The following is a 16,020-nucleotide window of genomic DNA, read 5'->3' as shown; positions in this document are numbered from 1 at the left end:
TAAAGCGGGAGAGACCATGCGGCACGTCGCGATCATCGGCTCGGGGCCGGCGGGATATTATACCGCCGAGGCATGCCAGAAACAGTTCGGCGATGCCGTCCGCGTCGATATCATCGACCGCCTGCCCGTCCCTTACGGGCTGATCCGTACCGGTGTCGCGCCCGATCATCAGTCGATCAAGGGCGTCTCGCGCCGTTACGAAGCGACGGCGCTGAGCGACAATGTCCGGTTCGTCGGCAACGTTACCGTCGGCACGGACGTGTCGATCCCCGAATTGCTCGCCCTGTATGACGCTGTCGTGATGGCAACCGGCGCGCCGGCCGACCGGCCGCTCGGTATTCCCGGCGACGATTTGCCCGGCGTAGTCGGATCGGCGGCGTTCGTCGGCTGGTATAACGGCCATCCCGATTTCGCCGATCTGGCGCCGGTATTGAGCGGCACGAGCGCAGTCGTCGTCGGCGCGGGCAACGTCGCGCTCGATGTCGCGCGGATACTTGCCAAGACCGGCGAGGAATTCGCCGGGTCGGACATTGTCGGCCACGCGCTCGATCATCTCGGCACTGCGGCGCATGAGACGATCACGGTTTTGGCCCGGCGCGGGCCGCACCAGATCGCGATGACCCCCAAGGAGCTCGGCGAGCTCGGTCATTTGTCGCGCGCAGTGCCTCGCGTCGATCCGACCGACCTGCCGCCCGAAGCCGACGACGCCGCGCTCGATCCGGGCCTGCGCAAATCGGTTACCCATTTGCGCAGTTTTGCCACCCTCCCCGACGCCAAACCGATCACGATCGATTTCGACTTCTACGCGATGCCTGTCGCGATCGAAGGCGACGGCAAAGTCGAGCGAGTCATCGTCGAACGCACCGCGATCGGTGCCAACGGCGGTGCGCACGGCACCGGCGAGACCTATGCGATCCCGGCCGCGCTGGTCGTCAGCTGCATCGGCTATCGTACCCCGCCGATCGAGGGCGTGCCCTACGACGCCAAACTCGGCCGCTTCGCCAATGACCAGGGACGGATCGGCCCCGGCCTGTACGCAGTTGGCTGGGCGCGGCGCGGGCCGACCGGGACGATCGGCACCAATCGTCCCGACGGATTCATGATGGCCGAACAGATCGCTGCGGACACTTCGGACGACAGCGGCAAGGTCGGCCGGCCCGGGCTCGACACATTGCTGGCCGAGCGCGGTACCGACGTGGTGACGTTCCGCGACTGGCAGAAGATCGAAGCCGCCGAGATCGCCGCCGCGCGCGATGGCTCCCCGCGCGAGAAATTCACGAGCATCGACGCGATGTTGGCGGCGCGAGGCTAGCGGCTTGCACCGGCCCGGCGTGCTGGGTATAGGCGCGCCTCCAAGCAACGTCGGCCGCGAGATTTCGCCCGGCCGTCACTCCGTCGGGGAGTAGCTCAGCCTGGTAGAGCACTGCCTTCGGGAGGCAGGGGCCGGAGGTTCGAATCCTCTCTTCCCGACCATTTATAGAAAATCGACGAGCCGCCGGGGCGTGCAGCGCGGGTTACTGCGCCCGTCGGATGAGATAAGCTTGGTTGGTATGTCGGGTTTCAGCATTCATGGTTGGGCGAGATTGGCCGTCTTTGCCGCAGGCCTGACGCTCGCTTCATGCGCCAAAACACCGAACGGCGACTCGGGCGATCGAACGTCGCGATCGTGTGCGAGCCTCGATCGCGCTGCCATGATCAAGGTTGCGGGCGGCGGTTTCGTGATGGGCGACGACCCGCGCTATCCCGAGGAGGGGCCGCCGCGGCGCGTGAGCGTCGGCACCTTCTGGATCGACGCGCACGAGCTGACCAACGCCGAATTCGCCCGCTTCGTGAAGGCGATTGGCTATCGCACCGTCGCCGAGCGAGCGCCGCCACCATTGGCAGGCGCGCCGCCCGAGATGCGCGTGCCGGGGTCGGCAGTGTTCGCGACGCCCGACGACACCGATCCGCGCTGGTGGCGCTGGGCAATCGGCGCGCAGTGGCGCCATCCCTCAGGCCCGCAGGAATCGATTGCCGGACGCGACAGCGAGCCGGTGGTGCAGATCGCCTATGCGGACGCGGAGGCCTATGCGCGCTGGGCGGGCAAGCGGCTGCCAACCGAGGCGGAGTGGGAGTACGCCGCGCTGGGCGGCGGCAAGGCGCTGCCCGAGCCGGTCGATGCGAGCGGGACGCCGCAGGCCAATTATTATCAAGGCGTGTTCCCGCAGCGCGATCTCGCGCTCGACGGGTATCGCGGACGGGCGCCGGTGGGGTGTTTCAAGCCCAACGCCTATGGCCTCTACGACATGATCGGCAACGTCTGGGAATGGACCAGCGACACCGACGGCAAGGCGCGCGACACCGGCGTCATCAAGGGTGGGTCGTTCCTGTGCGCGGCCAATTATTGCGCGCGCTATCGCCCTGCGGCGCGTCAGTTCGAGGAGCGCGGCCTAGGCACCGACCATATCGGCGTGCGCTTCGTCAGCGATCGGCCCGTCGCGCCGCGTTGACCCTTTCCCGGGATTATGGCACGATTAATGCCAATAAATTAGACGGGGAGCGAGCGATGCAGGTATTGAGAACGCCGGACGAGCGCTTCGCTGACCTCGCCGATTATCCGTTCGAGCCGCATTACCTCACGGTCACCGACGCCGACGGGACCGATCTTCGCATCCATTATCTCGACGAGGGCCCGCGCGACGCGGCGCCGATCCTGCTGATGCATGGCGAGCCGAGCTGGTCGTATCTCTACCGCAAGTTCGTCCCCGATCTGGTGGCGCGCGGGCACCGCGTGATCGCGCCCGATTTGATCGGGTTCGGCAAGTCGGACAAGCCCGCGACGCGCGACGACTATACGTATGAGCGCCATGTCGCGTGGATGAGCGACTGGCTGACCGCGCTCGACCTGACCGGGATCACCTTGTTCTGCCAGGATTGGGGCGGGCTGATCGGCTTGCGGCTGGTTGCGGCGTTTCCCGATCGCTTCGCGCGTTTGGTGGTGTCGAATACGGGCTTGCCTGTGGGGACCGGCTTCTCGGCCGGGTTCGAGACTTGGCTGATGTTCAGCCAGAACGTGCCGTTGTTCGCGACGGGCGCGATCATCGATGGCGGTACCGTGCGCGAGTTGGGCGGCGCCGAAATCGCTGCGTACGACGCCCCATACCCGGACGAAACCTACAAGGAAGGTGCGCGGCAATTCCCGAAACTGGTCCCGGTCACGCCGGGGCATCCGTCGGTCGCGGAAAATCTCGCGGCCTGGAAAGAGCTCGAATCGTTCGACCGGCCCGTGCTGACGGCGTTCGGCGACGCAGATCCCATAACAAGGGGCGGCGAAAAGGCCTTCATCGACCGGATCCCCGGCGCGCGCGGCCAGCCGCACCGGATCATCGCGGGCGGCGGACATTTCATCCAGGAGGATGCGCCCGAGGAATTGTGCGATCTGATCGACGATTTGATCCGGGCCGATACGGGAGTCCCGGCATGAACGTCGTCAACGCGGTGTTCCCCGGCCCCGAACAGATCGCCGCATTTTTTGGCGGCGTCGAGGACGGGCCGTTCGTCATGATCAACCTGCTCAAGTTCAAGGAGCGTGCCGACTATCCCGACGGCAGCGATGCCGATCTGTCGGGGCGCGAGGCCTATGCGCGCTACGGCGCCGGTGTGCAGGCTTGCCTCGCGGCGGTCGGCGGCAAGTCGCTCTACGCCGGCGCGGTGACCGACCTGATGCTGGGTGAGGTCGATGAGCTGTGGGATATGGTCGCTCTGGCGCAATATCCGTCGCGCGCGGCGATGATGGCGATGATCCAGTCGCCCGACTATCAGGCGATCGAGAAGCACCGTATCGCCGGGCTCGCCGGTCAGCTCAACATCCGCACCAAGGCGATCGGCGGCTGATCAATTGACCGGCAGCCGGTCGAAAACGATCGTGCGCGACCCCGCGGGCAGGCTGAACAGCATCCCGTCCTCACCGACCGTGATCGGGCCGTCATAGAGGCTGCGCGCATCGCCGAGAAACGCGGGATACATCGTCCGCGACGGCACTTGCGGGATGATATGGTTGAACACCAGATAGCGCACCCCCGCCGCTTGCGCCTCTTTCGCGACCATTTCCGGCGTGGCGTGATAACCCAGGATGTCGCGCGTCACTTGGGCCGTGCCGGTAATCCCGCGCTTGGTCAGCGCTGCCGTCATCAGCCCGACCAGCTTGGGCTGCAGCCCTTCATGGATCAGCAGATCGACGTTGCGCGCGGCAACGACGAGCGTCGGGGTCGCCGTCGTGTCGCCGCTGACGACGGCCGAGCGGCCTTTGTAATCGAAGCGATAGCCGACAGCCGGATCGACTGGGCCGTGATCGACGCGAAACGCGCTGACGCGCAGGCCATCCTTTTCATATACGACGACCCGATCGGTCGATCCGCGCGGGGGAATAGCAAACGGCATCGCTACGCCGCCGGCGCCCGATGGCGGGGCGATCACCGGGCCGTGGTGCGCGGTGCGATAGCCCGAATCGAGCGCGTAGGCGGCGTCGAATCCGGCGACGACCTTATCGACACCTGGCGGGCCGTAGATCGGCAAGCGGCTGGTCGCGCCGAAGCCGGTCCAGCGCAACAGCATCATCGGACCCAGCCCGTCGATATGGTCGGAATGGAAATGAGTCAGGAAGACACCCTCGATCCGGCCGTTGGGAATCCCCATCAACGCGATGTTGCGCGCGCCGCCTTCGCCCGAATCGACCACGAAGATATGCTTGCCGGCGATGATCACGGTGCACGCGCCCGCGCGGCCCGGATCGGGCAGAGGCGAGCCGGTGCCGCACAGCGCGACGTGCAGCCCGTCGGGCAGGTCGGTCGTCCGATCCAGCCCGGCCCGCGCGCCGAACACCGCGCTCAGCACTGTCGCGCCGATCTGACGCTGGAATGCCGCCGCGCCGGCAATCACGATGACGACCGCCGCGATCGCGGCGAGCAGCTTTGTTCGCATCCAGTTTCCCCTCGCCACGGAGGATGCAGCGATATTTTGGCATTAGCAATGCCGAAACATTGCACGCGCCGCGAACGCTGCTAGGCTGCGGCAAAACAGAGGGGATCGAAAATGCGTAATGTGGTGCGCGCAATGGTCGGGCTGGTCGGCTTGTTCAACATCGTCCTGGGAGTCGGTTTTCTCATCGATCCGGCACAGGCGGGGCTGCGATTCTTCCTGACCTCGCTCGGCACCCAGGGGCTCGCGACGATGCGCGCGGACTTCACCGCCTTCTTCGTGACCGGCGGCGTATTTGCGCTGATCGGAGCGTGGCGCGCGCGCCGTGCGCCGTTGCTCGTACCGCTGATGCTCCTCGGCATCGCGATCGGCGGGCGCGTCGTCAGCCTGATCGCGGACGGCGCGCCGGGTAAGGCGTTCACCCCGATGATCGCCGAAGCCGTGATGATCGCGATCCTCGCGCTCGGCTGGCGCTATTTCGATCGGGAGACGGCGCGGTGAAGCGCTGGCTCAAGATCGCGCTCGGCACCGTCGCGGTGCTTGGCGTCGCCGGCTATGCGTCGAAGGATTACGTGTTCCTGCACTTGCCCGGCTGGCTGGCACCGCACGTTGCCGACAACCGCCCGGTGAAGTGGCAGGCAGGACCGGCAACGGCGGCGGTTCCGATCGACAAACGCCCGCCCAACATCGTGCTGATCGTCGCCGACGACCTGGGCTATAACGATATCAGTTTCAACGGCGGGGGCGTCGCGGGCGGGCTGCTCAAGACGCCGAATATCGACGCGCTGGGGCACGACGGCGTAACCTTCGCCGACGGTTACGCCGGCAACGCGACGTGCGCGCCGAGCCGCGCGGCATTGATGACCGGACGCTATCCGACGCGCTTCGGCTATGAATTCACCCCCGCCGACACGCATCCGCCGGCATGGTTTCCCTCCAGCCTGATCCGCACCGACGTGACGTTCGCCCGCAACATCGCAAGCTTCAAGACCGACTGGGAGCACAAAACGATCTTCGACGAGGATGCTGCCCGCCTGCCAGCGACGACCGCCGACAAGGGCGTGCCGGCCAGCGAGATCACGATCGGCGAACTGTTGCGCGGGCGCGGCTATCACACCGTCCATCTCGGCAAATGGCATCTCGGCGAAGGCAAGGGGATGCGCCCCGAGGAGCAGGGGTTCGACGAGAGCCTGGGCTTCATGATCGGCGGCCAGATGTATTTGCCCGAAAACAGCCCGGACGTGGAAAATTCGAAGCAGGATTTCGACCCGATCGACAAGTTCCTGTGGGCGAACCTGCCGTTCAGCGTCCAGTATAACGGCGGCGAGCGGTTCAGACCGGCCAAGTACATGACCGATTATTTGACCGATCAGGCGGTCGCTACGATCGGCGCCAACCGCAACCGGCCGTTCTTTCTGTACCTCGCCTACAATGCGCCGCACACGCCGCTTCAGGCGTCGAAGGCCGATTACGACGCGCTGCCGCAGATCGCCGACCACCGCACCCGTGTCTATGCCGCGATGATCCGCGCGCTCGACCGCGGCGTCGGTCGCGTGATGGCGGCGTTGAAGGCGCAAGGGCTCGACCAGAATACGCTGATCATCTTCACCAGCGACAATGGCGGCGCGCATTATATCGGGCTGCCCGATATCAATCGCCCGTATCGCGGGTGGAAGGCGACCTTCTTCGAAGGCGGGGTGAAGGTCCCCTTCTTCATGCGCTGGCCGGCGAAAATCAAGCCGGGCACCCGGATCGATGGCCCGGTCAGCCATTTCGACATCTTCTCGACCGCCAGCGACGTGGCCGGCGCGGCAGAGCCGAAGGATCGCGCCATCGACGGCGTCGACCTGATGCCGTTCATCGAGGGGATGAAGACCGGCGCGCCGCACAACACCTTGTTCTGGCGCAGCGGCCCGTACCGCGTGGTGCGCGATGGCGACTGGAAGCTGCAATTGCTCGACCTGCCGCGCGTTGCGTTGCTCTACGATATGAAAGCCGACCCGACCGAGCGGCGCGACGTCGCGGCGCTGCACGCCGACGTGGTGGCGCGGCTCACTGGGCTGATCGCGCAGCATGACAGGGAGAGCGCCAAACCGGCTTGGCCGTCGCTGATCCGTTCGCCGATCGCGATCGACCGACCGCTGGGCACCAAGCCACGGCCGGGCGAAACCTATATTTACTGGTCCAACTGATGCGCGCACCCGCTACCCTTCCGAAAGACGGCCGTCGGCGACGGTCGCAGAACAGCCGTGACAAGATCGTCGCTGCCATGCTCGAACTGGTGGCGGAGGGGCGCATCACCCCCAGCGCCGACGAGGTCGCGTCGCGCGCCGTGGTCGGGCTGCGCACCGTCTTCCGGCACTTCGCCGATATGGAAAGCCTGTATGCCGCGCTGACGCATACGCTGGCCGAGCAATACGAAATGTGGCTGATCCCGTTCGATTCGAGCGACTGGCGCCAGCAACTGGTGGAAGTCGTCGAGCGACGCACTGCGACCTATGAGCGGCTGCTGCCGTTCAAGCGCGCGGGCGACGCGCATCGCCACATGTCGCCTGCGCTGCAGGGCCAATATGAGCACGTATTGGGGATCATGCGGCAACGGCTGCACACATTGCTGCCCGCGTCGATCGCCGACGACGCTCAGCGGTTTGAGACGATCGATCTGATGCTGAGCTTCGAGGTCTGGCAACGCTTGCGCGGCGAGCAACAACTGGACGCAGATGGGGCGCGGGCCATCATCATGGACGAGGTTGCCCGGCTCGCAGGTTGAGATGGCGACTGCCCTGGAGAATTGGCTGATCGAATACTGGTCGCAAAAAGGAATCGAAAGTCAGCCACTTAGCGACTCGTTGAGATTCCTAGGTTTTCGAATGGACGGATTCCGCGCATCATGGTAAATGAAAGGTTGCGCGGCGGTCGCGTAACCTGCGGGGGTGAATGATCCAAGCCTGGTTCCTGGTGGCGCTCGCCGCAAGTTTGGCAGGCTATGCGATGTATCTTGTCGGGCTGCGCCGCAACCTGGTCGAGCCCAATCGCGCGTCGTGGCTGATCTGGTCGGCGGCAACCGCGGTCGAGGCGTCGACCTATGCCGCGGTCAATCCCGATGGCCTGCAGCGCTGGATATTCCTGTTCGCGATGGTCGCCTGCGTCGCGATCACGATTGCGCTGTGGCGGCGATCGGCGTGGAGCTTGCCGTCGCGGACCGAGGCGTTGTGCATCGGCGCCAGCCTGACCGCGCTCGTCATCTGGGCGATGTTCCGCGATGCGTTCTGGGCGCACATGCTGGTAGTCGCCGCCGTCCCGATCAGTTTCTGGCCGACCTGGGCGAGTGTTGCTGCGGACCGCAATCGTGAGCGTTCACCGGCCTGGGGATTATGGACCGTCGGCGACCTCGCCACCTTGCTGGTCGCGACCCGCACGCCGAGCAGCCCGGTCGGCGAATATGCCTATATCCTGGTCGAATTGCTGTGCCACGCCAGCGTGTGGTTCCTGGTCGGGCTGGCGACGATCAACCCGCTACGGTCGCTCGGCTTTCGCAACGGACGTTTCTTCGTACTCGACGCGCTGCGCACCCCGGCCAATCTGTTCAAGGTCGGCGAGAGCCACCTCGGCAAGGCGGTGTTCGCCGCGCAGCCGTTCATCGAGGGCGACCGCCTGATCGAGTTCACCGGCCGCCGCTTCCGCGCCGCGCGCGTGCCCAGCCTGATGCGCGGCGGATCGGACCGCTTCGTCCAGGTCACGCCCGACCACTATATGGGACCGTCGGGCCGGATCGACGATCTGGTCAACCACAGCTGCGCGCCCAATGCGGGGTTGCGCTTCGCCGATAGCGGCGTGTTCCTCGTCGCGATTCGCGATATCGCGGCGGGCGAGGAGATCAGTTGGGATTATTCGACCACGCTGGCCGAATCGAATTGGCACATGATCTGCCAGTGCCGCAGCCCCGAATGCCGCCGCGTGATCGGCAATTTCGCGACATTGACCCCGGAGCGGCAGGAATGGTTCAGGGCACGCAACCTCGTCGCGCCGTATCTGCGGCGGAAGGACAGCCTGAGTCGAGATCGGGCGGCGTAATGGCGACCGCCTTTTCCCAGGGCACGGTTCACCAAGCAGGCGACGATTTCGAAGCCGCGGTGAGATCGAATCCCGAAATACTCCGGCTGTGGGAAGGGCTGACGCCGCTGGGACGGAACGAGTTCATTTGCTGGGTAGAGGACGCGAAGCAAGCGGCGACGCGCAAACGACGCATCGAACGAACCGGCGAAGAACTTCTGGAGGGAAAGAAGCGACCCTGCTGTTGGGTTGGCTGCATTCACCGCACCGACAAGGCGCCAAGCCGATGGCAACAGGCAGTCCTGATCGACGGCAAGAAAAGGCGCGGGTCGTAAGCCGCGACGTCAGGCGGCGAGATTAGCCTTCGCCTCCTCCGCCACCGGCATCTTGAGCGTCAGCCGCGCCACCGCCCCCAGCCCCGAACCGTCGCTGTCGAGGCTGAGCGAGCCCTCCATCGCGGTCATCGAGTTGGCGCACCAATGCAGCCCCAGCCCGCCCGATTTATGTGCGCGCGTCGAAAAGCCGCGCTGGAACAGGTTCGGCGTGTCGGCGGGATCGAACCCCTCCCCCGTGTCGCGGATCGCGATTTCGACCCGACCGTCGGCGGTTTCGTTGATCGTCACGCAGATGTTGCCCGATCCGCCCGACGCGGCAATCGCTTCTGCAGCGTTGGAAAACAAATTGCCGACCACCTGGCTGAGCAGCAGCCGGTTGGCGAGCACGGGATGCGGTTTGGCGGGAAAGGCGAATGCGATCGACGCACCATCACCCGAATGCCGCGCAATCGTCGCGTTCTGGGCGATGATCTGGGTCGCGTCGCATTCCTCGAGTGGCGGGCGTTCGTGCGCGAGCTGTTGCTGCGCGCCGATGATTTCGAGCACCTGACGCATCGCGTCGCGGCCGACCTGGAGCTGGTCGCGGCGTTCGGCACGCTGCTTGTCCTCGGCATCGACTGCAGCGGCGGCGAAGGCGGCGAGCTTGGCGCGCCGCTCGCCCGAAACGTCGTCGCGCGCGAGTTCCACCATTACCTTGTCGAGCGTCGCGCGGTCGACCGGCGGCGTCTGGCCGATTCCGGCGCTGAGGATCGTCGAAACGGGGTTGAGCGCGTTGCGCACGTTGTGCATCACCGCGACCGCGCTTTCGGACCGCCCGAGCGCGAAGCTCTGCACCTCGACTTGCTCGCGCAGATCCTTGAGCTGGACCAGCATCGAATTGAAGCTGCGGCCGAGCGAGGCAATCTCGTCCTGCCGCTTGGCGTCGTCTTCCAGCACGCTCAGCGACCCCGAATCGCGGACGCGTTGCATATGCCCCTCGACCCGACCGAGCGGTTTGAGCACCAGCCGCGAAATCATCCGGCTGAGCACGGTAAGCACGATCGCGAGCAAGATGGTCGATCCCAACACCGCGAGCCACAACATGTGGCGGCCGAGCAACGAGACGTCGCGCGGCACCGAGAAGCTGGCGGCGGCGACCGGTTTGCCGTCGGCACCCGCGACCGGCACCGCGATCTTCATCCTGTCCGAGCTGGTCGTAACGAGCGCGCCACCGTTGCCCGATAGATCGATTTGCGCGGCAACCTGAAGCAATTGGCTCAGGTTGGTCGACGTAATGCGCCGCACCATGATCACGTAACCGCGCGGCTTGCCGCCCCCATCGCTCTTGCGGATTTGTGCCGCACCGACCGCCACTACGACATTGTCGAGCCGCGCGAAGAAGTGTGCCGAACTGTGCGACTTGCTCGCTTTGATCACAGCATCGAGCGGTGCCTGGCGCATCACTGCAACCATTGCATGACGTAGCGTATTGTTTTCGGTGCCGGTCTTGGGATCGATCCATCGCGCGATCACAAGGCTCTTGTCGGGGCGCAGATACGCCATGCCGTCAACGTCGAGATTGGCCATCGCCAATGGCGAAAAGCTTTCTTCCTCGAATGCCTGGGTCGGGGCCGCGATATAATCGTAGCTCGAGTTCCAGTCGCCGTAGTCGCGCACCGAATTCTCGACCTTAACGGCGAAGTCGTTGAGCGTCGCGCGGGTGCGCTCGACGTGCCCGTCGATCGATTGGCGTTCGAGCGCGTTGAAGTTCGGCGTGATGACCATGGCGAGCAGCAATGTCAGCGCGACCGATCCGATCAGCCCGACGCCGGCCAAAATGATCAGCAGCTTGCCGCCCAGCGACGCCGCCCGCGCCCGATCGAGTACGCGCGTCAGGCCACCCTTGCGCGCAGCCATCAGCCTTCGGTCCCGTTACCCGCCTGGATCGCGAATTCGTCGCCGTCGAGATCGTCTTCGCCGCCGATGAAGCGCTCGTTGGCCATGACCTTGGCTTGATCGGCCGGCACCGGGCGCGAGAAATAATAACCCTGCAGGTGGCTGCAACCGGCGAGCCGTAGCGCCTGCACCTGCGCCTCGGTTTCGACGCCCTCCGCGACAACACCCAGCCCGAGCGCCTTGCCGAGATGGACGATCGACTGGACGATTGCCGCGCTCTCGCGCTCGCGGCCCATGCCGTCGATGAAGCTCTTTTCGATCTTGAGGCAATCGAGCGCAAACTTGCGGATGTTGTAGAGCGACGAATAGCCCGTACCGAAATCGTCGAGCGCGATGCGGAAGCCCATCTGGCGCAATTTGTAGAGCGTATCGGCGGCGCGTTCGGCATTATCGAAGATCGCGGTTTCGGTGATCTCGATCTGGACGCGGCTGGGCGCGATGCCGGCACGCTGGACGCGTTCCATCACGTAGGCGACGAAATTCTGGCGGCGGAACTGGCGCGGCGAGAAATTGACCGACACATATTGGCCGGGCCAGTCGGGCAGCACCTTGAGCGCTTCGTCGAGCACCCAGTCGCCCAGATCGTGGATGAGGTTCGACTCTTCGGCGATGGGGATGAACAGAGCCGGGCTGATCGGCCCGAATTCCTCGGTATTCCAGCGCAACAGCGCCTCGAACCCGACAACCTCCAAGTCGTGACCGGCGACGATCGGCTGGTACGCAAGGCTCAGCTCGCCTTGCTCTATCGCCTGGCCCAGTCCGCTTTCGATGCGGCGGCGGAAACGGACGCTTTCATCCATCGTCTCGTCGAACGCACGGACCACGCCGCGGCCCGATTTCTTGGCGTCGTTGAGCGCGAGGTCGGCGCGGCGCATGACATCGACCGGATCGCGGCCTTCATCGCCCGACACGACGACGACGCCCACCGACGCGGCGCCCTGGACCGAATGGCCGAGGATGCGGAAGCTCGTCGCGCACGACGCGACGATGCGGTCGCACGCCATTACCGCGGCTTGCTCACCAGCGGTATCGAACAGCACGCCGAACTCGTCGCCGCCCAACCGTGCGACGATCGCACCCTCGGGAACGTTAGCGTGGAGGATGCCACAGATCGCGCGGATCAATTCGTCGCCCGCCAGATGGCCAAGCGTGTCGTTGACCAACTTGAAACGGTCGAGATCGACCATCGCAGTCGCAAACATGCCGCCGCCGCGCACCTTGTCGGTCAGCGCCTTGACGAACGCGAGCCTATTGGGCGCCTCCGTCAACGAGTCGTGCGTCGCAAGATGCAGCGCCTTCGATTCGTTGGCCGCAAGTTCGGCCGATTGCTCATGCAGCCTGGCCATTGCCGCGGCTAGATCGCGATCGAGCCGCCAACGATGCCCGAGCGCGGTTGCGGTCTGGACGACCTCGGCGATCTCGAACGGCTTGGCGATGTAGAAGATCTTGTCGGCCGGCCCGGCCGCCTTCGAAATCTCGATCGGCGAAAAATCCGAAAAGCCGGTGACGATGACGAGGTTGATGTTTGGGTCGAGCGCGCGGATTCGCGTCGCGGTCTCCTTGCCGTCGATACCCGGCGGCATGCGTACGTCGATGAACGCGACCGCGAACGGCGAACCTTGCGCGATCGCGGCTTCGACCTCGGCAACGGCATCGAGACCCTGCATGCAATGCACCGCGTCGAACTGGACGGTTTCGCTGTCATCGTTGCACGGCGCGGTCGGCGCGTCGTCGCCGAACAATTCGGCCGCCATCCCGCTCAGCGCCTCGGCGCCGCTCGTGTCTACCGGCGCGAAACAGCGCCGATAGGAATCGTGCATGGACGGTTCGTCGTCGACGATCAGAATTCGCACCGCGCGCTACCCTTCGCTTGGCGGGGCATGCAGCACGCCCCAATGTCCTTGCCGAGGCGTAAGCGGAGAGGGTTAAGAGGCCGTAAACGAACGGCGCTCAAACGCGTGCTGACCGAGGAGGATTGCGCCAAGCGGCCCCGCTTCCGCGCCCAATGCCGCGGGGACGATATAATCGTCGAGATTGCCGATCAGCGAGCGATCGCCATAATCGCCCAAACTCGTGTCGAGCATCCGGCGCACCATCGGCAATAGCCACGCGACGCCGAGCGACACGCCGCCGCCGAACACGATGCGACGCGGCACGCCGGTCAGCACCAGCGTGTGGCACAATTGCGCGATCGGATGCGCGACTTGCGGCCAGATCGGCGAATGCTCGGCGATCTGGTCGGCGCTGACCCCGGCGCGCGCCTTGATCGCGGGACCGGAGGCGAGTCCTTCGGCGCAATCGCCGTGGAAACTGCAGATGCCGGGCCAGTCGTCGCCCGCCAGCCGCACCGGGCGAACATGGCCCAACTCCTGATGCGTCATCCCGACCACCGGCTTACCGCCCGCGATCAGTCCGACGCCGATACCCGTGCCGATCGTGACATAGGCATGGTCGGCAAGGCCCTTGGCCGCACCCCATTCGCCCTCGGCCAGCCCGGCTCCTACGACGTCTGTGTGGAATCCAGCCGGCACGCCGTAGCGCCGCCGCAATCGCCCGGCGACATCGGTGTTAGCCCAGCCCGGCTTGGTCGTCGCGGTGATGTGACCGTAATTGGCCGCAGCCGGATCGATCCCTACGGGTCCGAAGCTGGCGATGCCGATCGCATCGCATCCGCGCCAGCGGTCGAGCGCCGCCTCGATCCCCGCCATCGTCGTCGCCGGATCGGTCGTATCGACTCGCGCATGCTCGACGATCGCACCGTCCTGCGACAGCACGCACAGGCACTTGGTTCCACCCAGTTCGACCCCGGCGATCTTCATCGCGCCATCCCCGATCCAAATTGTACCCCGGCGAAGGCCGGGGCCCAGCATCGAGCCGATCGTAACTGGGCCCCGGCCTTCGCCGGGGAACTGCCAGCGGGTCGCGCGCCGCCAAGCCTCACTTGGCCATTCCCAGAATTCGGTCGGCCTGTGCCAGATGCAGCGCCTCGACCATCTTGCCCTCGACCTGAATCACCCCGCCGTCACCGACCGCGAAGGCATCCCGCACCTTGGTCGCCCAAGCGATCTCGACTGCGCTGGGCGCGAACGCCGCGTTGCAGATGTCGATCTGCTTCGGATGGATAAGCGATTTGCCGTCATAGCCCATCGCCGCCGCCGCGTTGCACTCCGCGCGCAGCCGCGCATCGTCGGAAAAGTCGTTGCACACGCCGTCGAGCGCGACCAGCCCGCGCGAGCGCGCCGCCGCGAGTACCATCGTCTGGACCGGCGCGAGCCACGCACGATCCGCCCCCGGCCGCGCGCAAAGGTCGAGCGCGAGGTCGTTCACGCCGAGTACGAACCCCGCTGCGCCCGCCTCTGCGATATCCTGCAGCCGGCCCAGCGCTTCGCAGGTCTCGATCATCACCCACAACGCGGTGTTCGCGACCAGGTGGCTGCGATACAGCGCGACATCGTCGGCGTCGCGCACCTTGGGAACCAGGATCGTCGTGGCGACCCCATTGAGGCCGGCCAGATCGTCCGCGCCCCAATCGGTATCGATCGCATTCGCCCGAACCACCAGCTCGCGCTCGCCGAACCCCGCTTGCGCTGTCGCGACAGCCGCCGCGCGCGCCGCGACCTTCGCCTCGGGCGACACCGCATCCTCGAGGTCGAGGATCACCACATCCGCCGCCAGCCCGCGCGCCTTTTCGATCGCACGCGGGTTGCTCGCGGGAAGGAACAGCGCGCTGCGCCGGGGGCGGAAATCGCTCATCGCTTTTCCTTGCCGCAAGCCGCGCGGCGCGGCAATGCGGAGGCGACCAAGGAGATCATGATGGCCGGCATGGGGCATTTCGACTGGGCGGACCCGTTCCTGCTCGAGGAGCAGCTGACCGAGGACGAGCGGATGGTGCGCGACACCGCGCGTGCCTACGCGCAGGACAAGCTCGCGCCGCGGATCATCGACGCGTTCCAGAACGAAACCAGCGACCCGTCAATCTTCCGTGAGATGGGCGCGCTCGGGTTGCTCGGACCGACGATCCCGGAAGAATATGGCGGGGTCGGCGCGAGCTATGTCGCCTACGGTTTGGTCGCGCGCGAGGTCGAGCGGATCGACTCTGGCTACCGTTCGATGATGAGCGTGCAGTCGAGCCTCGTGATGTTCCCGATCTACGAATACGGGTCGGAGGAACAGCGCCGCAAATACTTGCCCAAGCTGGCGACCGGCGAGTTCATCGGCGCGTTCGGGCTGACCGAGCCCGATGCCGGATCGGACCCCGGCGGGATGACGACCAGGGCGACCAAGACCGCGACCGGCTATTCGCTGTCGGGCGCCAAGACTTGGATCAGCAACTCACCGATCGCCGACGTGTTCGTCATCTGGGCCAAGTCCGACGCGCATGGCGGCGGCATTCGCGGGTTCGTCCTCGAAAAGGGCATGAAGGGGCTCGAGACGCCCAAGATCGAAGGCAAGCTCAGCCTGCGCGCGTCGATCACCGGCATGGTGTTGATGGACGAGGTCGAGGTCGGCGAGGACGCATTGCTGCCCGACGTGCAGGGACTGAAAGGTCCGTTCGGCTGCCTCAACCGCGCGCGTTACGGGATCAGTTGGGGCAGCATGGGCGCCGCCGAGTTCTGCATGCACGCCGCGCGGCAATATGGGCTCGACCGCAAGCAGTTCGGCACCCCGCTCGCCGGGCGCCAGCTCTATCAGAAGAAGCTCGCCGATATGGAAACCGAGATCGCGCTCGGGCTTCAGGCCA

The 16,020-nt window shown here is 65.6% G+C and carries 15 protein-coding genes and 1 tRNA gene; 11 read left to right on the top strand and 5 right to left on the bottom strand.

The annotated features are described in order from the left end of the window. Positions 1-16 precede the first annotated feature (16 nt). From JWM94_RS07260 to JWM94_RS07240, 5 genes are all read left to right on the top strand, one after another. On the top strand, positions 17-1,312 hold the full coding sequence (locus JWM94_RS07260; protein WP_299424314.1) for an FAD-dependent oxidoreductase: 1,296 nt from the start codon (positions 17-19) through the stop codon (positions 1,310-1,312). Positions 1,313-1,396: 84 nt separating this feature from the next. Continuing rightward, positions 1,397-1,473 (top strand) — tRNA-Pro (locus JWM94_RS07255). A gap of 218 nt (positions 1,474-1,691) precedes the next feature. Further along, a complete protein-coding gene (locus tag JWM94_RS07250) occupies positions 1,692-2,489 on the top strand; it encodes a formylglycine-generating enzyme family protein (RefSeq protein ID WP_299424311.1) in 798 nt (265 codons plus the stop codon). Positions 2,490-2,545: 56 nt separating this feature from the next. After that, positions 2,546-3,463, top strand: a complete 918-nt coding sequence (locus JWM94_RS07245; RefSeq protein ID WP_299424308.1) for a haloalkane dehalogenase — start codon at positions 2,546-2,548, stop codon at positions 3,461-3,463. Continuing rightward, entirely contained in the window at positions 3,460-3,873 is a 414-nt protein-coding gene (locus JWM94_RS07240) for a DUF1330 domain-containing protein (RefSeq protein ID WP_299424306.1), read from the top strand. Before JWM94_RS07245 ends, JWM94_RS07240 begins: the two co-directional genes overlap by 4 nt. Here the strand turns inward: JWM94_RS07240 and JWM94_RS07235 are convergent, their stop codons facing one another. Continuing rightward, on the bottom strand, positions 3,874-4,959 hold the full coding sequence (locus tag JWM94_RS07235; RefSeq protein WP_299424303.1) for an MBL fold metallo-hydrolase: 1,086 nt from the start codon (positions 4,957-4,959) through the stop codon (positions 3,874-3,876). 111 nt (positions 4,960-5,070) lie between these two features. On the opposite strand from JWM94_RS07235, the gene JWM94_RS07230 reads away from it, so the two are divergent. The 5 genes from JWM94_RS07230 to JWM94_RS07210 all read left to right on the top strand — a co-directional run bounded on the left by JWM94_RS07230 (position 5,071) and on the right by JWM94_RS07210 (position 9,344). Next, positions 5,071-5,457, top strand: a complete 387-nt coding sequence (locus tag JWM94_RS07230) for a hypothetical protein (RefSeq protein ID WP_299424300.1) — start codon at positions 5,071-5,073, stop codon at positions 5,455-5,457. Next, a complete protein-coding gene (locus JWM94_RS07225; RefSeq protein WP_299424298.1) occupies positions 5,454-7,148 on the top strand; it encodes a sulfatase-like hydrolase/transferase in 1,695 nt (564 codons plus the stop codon). The genes JWM94_RS07230 and JWM94_RS07225 overlap by 4 nt, the downstream gene beginning before the upstream one ends. Before the next feature lie 77 nt (positions 7,149-7,225). Further along, positions 7,226-7,726: a hypothetical protein gene (locus JWM94_RS07220; RefSeq protein ID WP_299424295.1), complete on the top strand. Its 501-nt coding sequence runs from the start codon at positions 7,226-7,228 to the stop codon at positions 7,724-7,726. Between the two features lie 167 nt (positions 7,727-7,893). Then, positions 7,894-9,030, top strand: a complete 1,137-nt coding sequence (locus JWM94_RS07215; RefSeq protein ID WP_299424292.1) for an SET domain-containing protein-lysine N-methyltransferase — start codon at positions 7,894-7,896, stop codon at positions 9,028-9,030. After that, entirely contained in the window at positions 9,030-9,344 is a 315-nt protein-coding gene (locus JWM94_RS07210; RefSeq protein ID WP_299424289.1) for a YdeI/OmpD-associated family protein, read from the top strand. The genes JWM94_RS07215 and JWM94_RS07210 overlap by 1 nt, the downstream gene beginning before the upstream one ends. Positions 9,345-9,353: 9 nt before the next feature. Here the strand turns inward: JWM94_RS07210 and JWM94_RS07205 are convergent, their stop codons facing one another. The 4 genes from JWM94_RS07205 to JWM94_RS07190 all read right to left on the bottom strand — a co-directional run bounded on the left by JWM94_RS07205 (position 9,354) and on the right by JWM94_RS07190 (position 15,032). Then, a complete protein-coding gene (locus tag JWM94_RS07205) occupies positions 9,354-11,240 on the bottom strand; it encodes a CHASE4 domain-containing protein (RefSeq protein WP_299424287.1) in 1,887 nt (628 codons plus the stop codon). Then, on the bottom strand, positions 11,240-13,099 hold the full coding sequence (locus tag JWM94_RS07200; RefSeq protein WP_299424284.1) for an EAL domain-containing protein: 1,860 nt from the start codon (positions 13,097-13,099) through the stop codon (positions 11,240-11,242). Before JWM94_RS07200 ends, JWM94_RS07205 begins: the two co-directional genes overlap by 1 nt. 105 nt (positions 13,100-13,204) lie before the next feature. Beyond that, positions 13,205-14,098 (bottom strand): ROK family protein, encoded by an 894-nt coding sequence (locus JWM94_RS07195; protein WP_299424281.1) that lies wholly within the window; start codon positions 14,096-14,098, stop codon positions 13,205-13,207. 118 nt (positions 14,099-14,216) lie between these two features. Beyond that, positions 14,217-15,032 (bottom strand): CoA ester lyase, encoded by an 816-nt coding sequence (locus tag JWM94_RS07190; protein WP_299424277.1) that lies wholly within the window; start codon positions 15,030-15,032, stop codon positions 14,217-14,219. Positions 15,033-15,092: 60 nt separating this feature from the next. On the opposite strand from JWM94_RS07190, the gene JWM94_RS07185 reads away from it, so the two are divergent. Next, positions 15,093-16,020 (top strand): acyl-CoA dehydrogenase family protein (locus JWM94_RS07185; protein ID WP_299424347.1); only part of this gene is annotated, 928 nt, incomplete at its 3' end.

This window comes from Sphingomonas bacterium (genome assembly GCF_028289855.1).
In the GTDB taxonomy this organism is placed as follows: domain Bacteria; phylum Pseudomonadota; class Alphaproteobacteria; order Sphingomonadales; family Sphingomonadaceae; genus Sphingomonas.
This window is presented reverse-complemented; position numbering and strand designations above follow the sequence as displayed.

What these genes read in the sequence shown, in the direction of transcription:
- JWM94_RS07260 (WP_299424314.1), top strand. Translation starts at nt 17, where the DNA reads ATGCGGCACGTCGCGATCATCGGCTCGGGGCCGGCGGGATATTATACC.
- JWM94_RS07250 (WP_299424311.1), top strand. Translation starts at nt 1,692, where the DNA reads ATGATCAAGGTTGCGGGCGGCGGTTTCGTGATGGGCGACGACCCGCGC.
- JWM94_RS07245 (WP_299424308.1), top strand. Translation starts at nt 2,546, where the DNA reads ATGCAGGTATTGAGAACGCCGGACGAGCGCTTCGCTGACCTCGCCGAT.
- JWM94_RS07240 (WP_299424306.1), top strand. Translation starts at nt 3,460, where the DNA reads ATGAACGTCGTCAACGCGGTGTTCCCCGGCCCCGAACAGATCGCCGCA.
- JWM94_RS07235 (WP_299424303.1), bottom strand. Translation starts at nt 4,959, where the DNA reads ATGCGAACAAAGCTGCTCGCCGCGATCGCGGCGGTCGTCATCGTGATT.
- JWM94_RS07230 (WP_299424300.1), top strand. Translation starts at nt 5,071, where the DNA reads ATGCGTAATGTGGTGCGCGCAATGGTCGGGCTGGTCGGCTTGTTCAAC.
- JWM94_RS07220 (WP_299424295.1), top strand. Translation starts at nt 7,226, where the DNA reads ATGCTCGAACTGGTGGCGGAGGGGCGCATCACCCCCAGCGCCGACGAG.
- JWM94_RS07215 (WP_299424292.1), top strand. Translation starts at nt 7,894, where the DNA reads ATGATCCAAGCCTGGTTCCTGGTGGCGCTCGCCGCAAGTTTGGCAGGC.
- JWM94_RS07210 (WP_299424289.1), top strand. Translation starts at nt 9,030, where the DNA reads ATGGCGACCGCCTTTTCCCAGGGCACGGTTCACCAAGCAGGCGACGAT.
- JWM94_RS07205 (WP_299424287.1), bottom strand. Translation starts at nt 11,240, where the DNA reads ATGGCTGCGCGCAAGGGTGGCCTGACGCGCGTACTCGATCGGGCGCGG.
- JWM94_RS07200 (WP_299424284.1), bottom strand. Translation starts at nt 13,099, where the DNA reads ATGCACGATTCCTATCGGCGCTGTTTCGCGCCGGTAGACACGAGCGGC.
- JWM94_RS07195 (WP_299424281.1), bottom strand. Translation starts at nt 14,098, where the DNA reads ATGAAGATCGCCGGGGTCGAACTGGGTGGAACCAAGTGCCTGTGCGTG.
- JWM94_RS07190 (WP_299424277.1), bottom strand. Translation starts at nt 15,032, where the DNA reads ATGAGCGATTTCCGCCCCCGGCGCAGCGCGCTGTTCCTTCCCGCGAGC.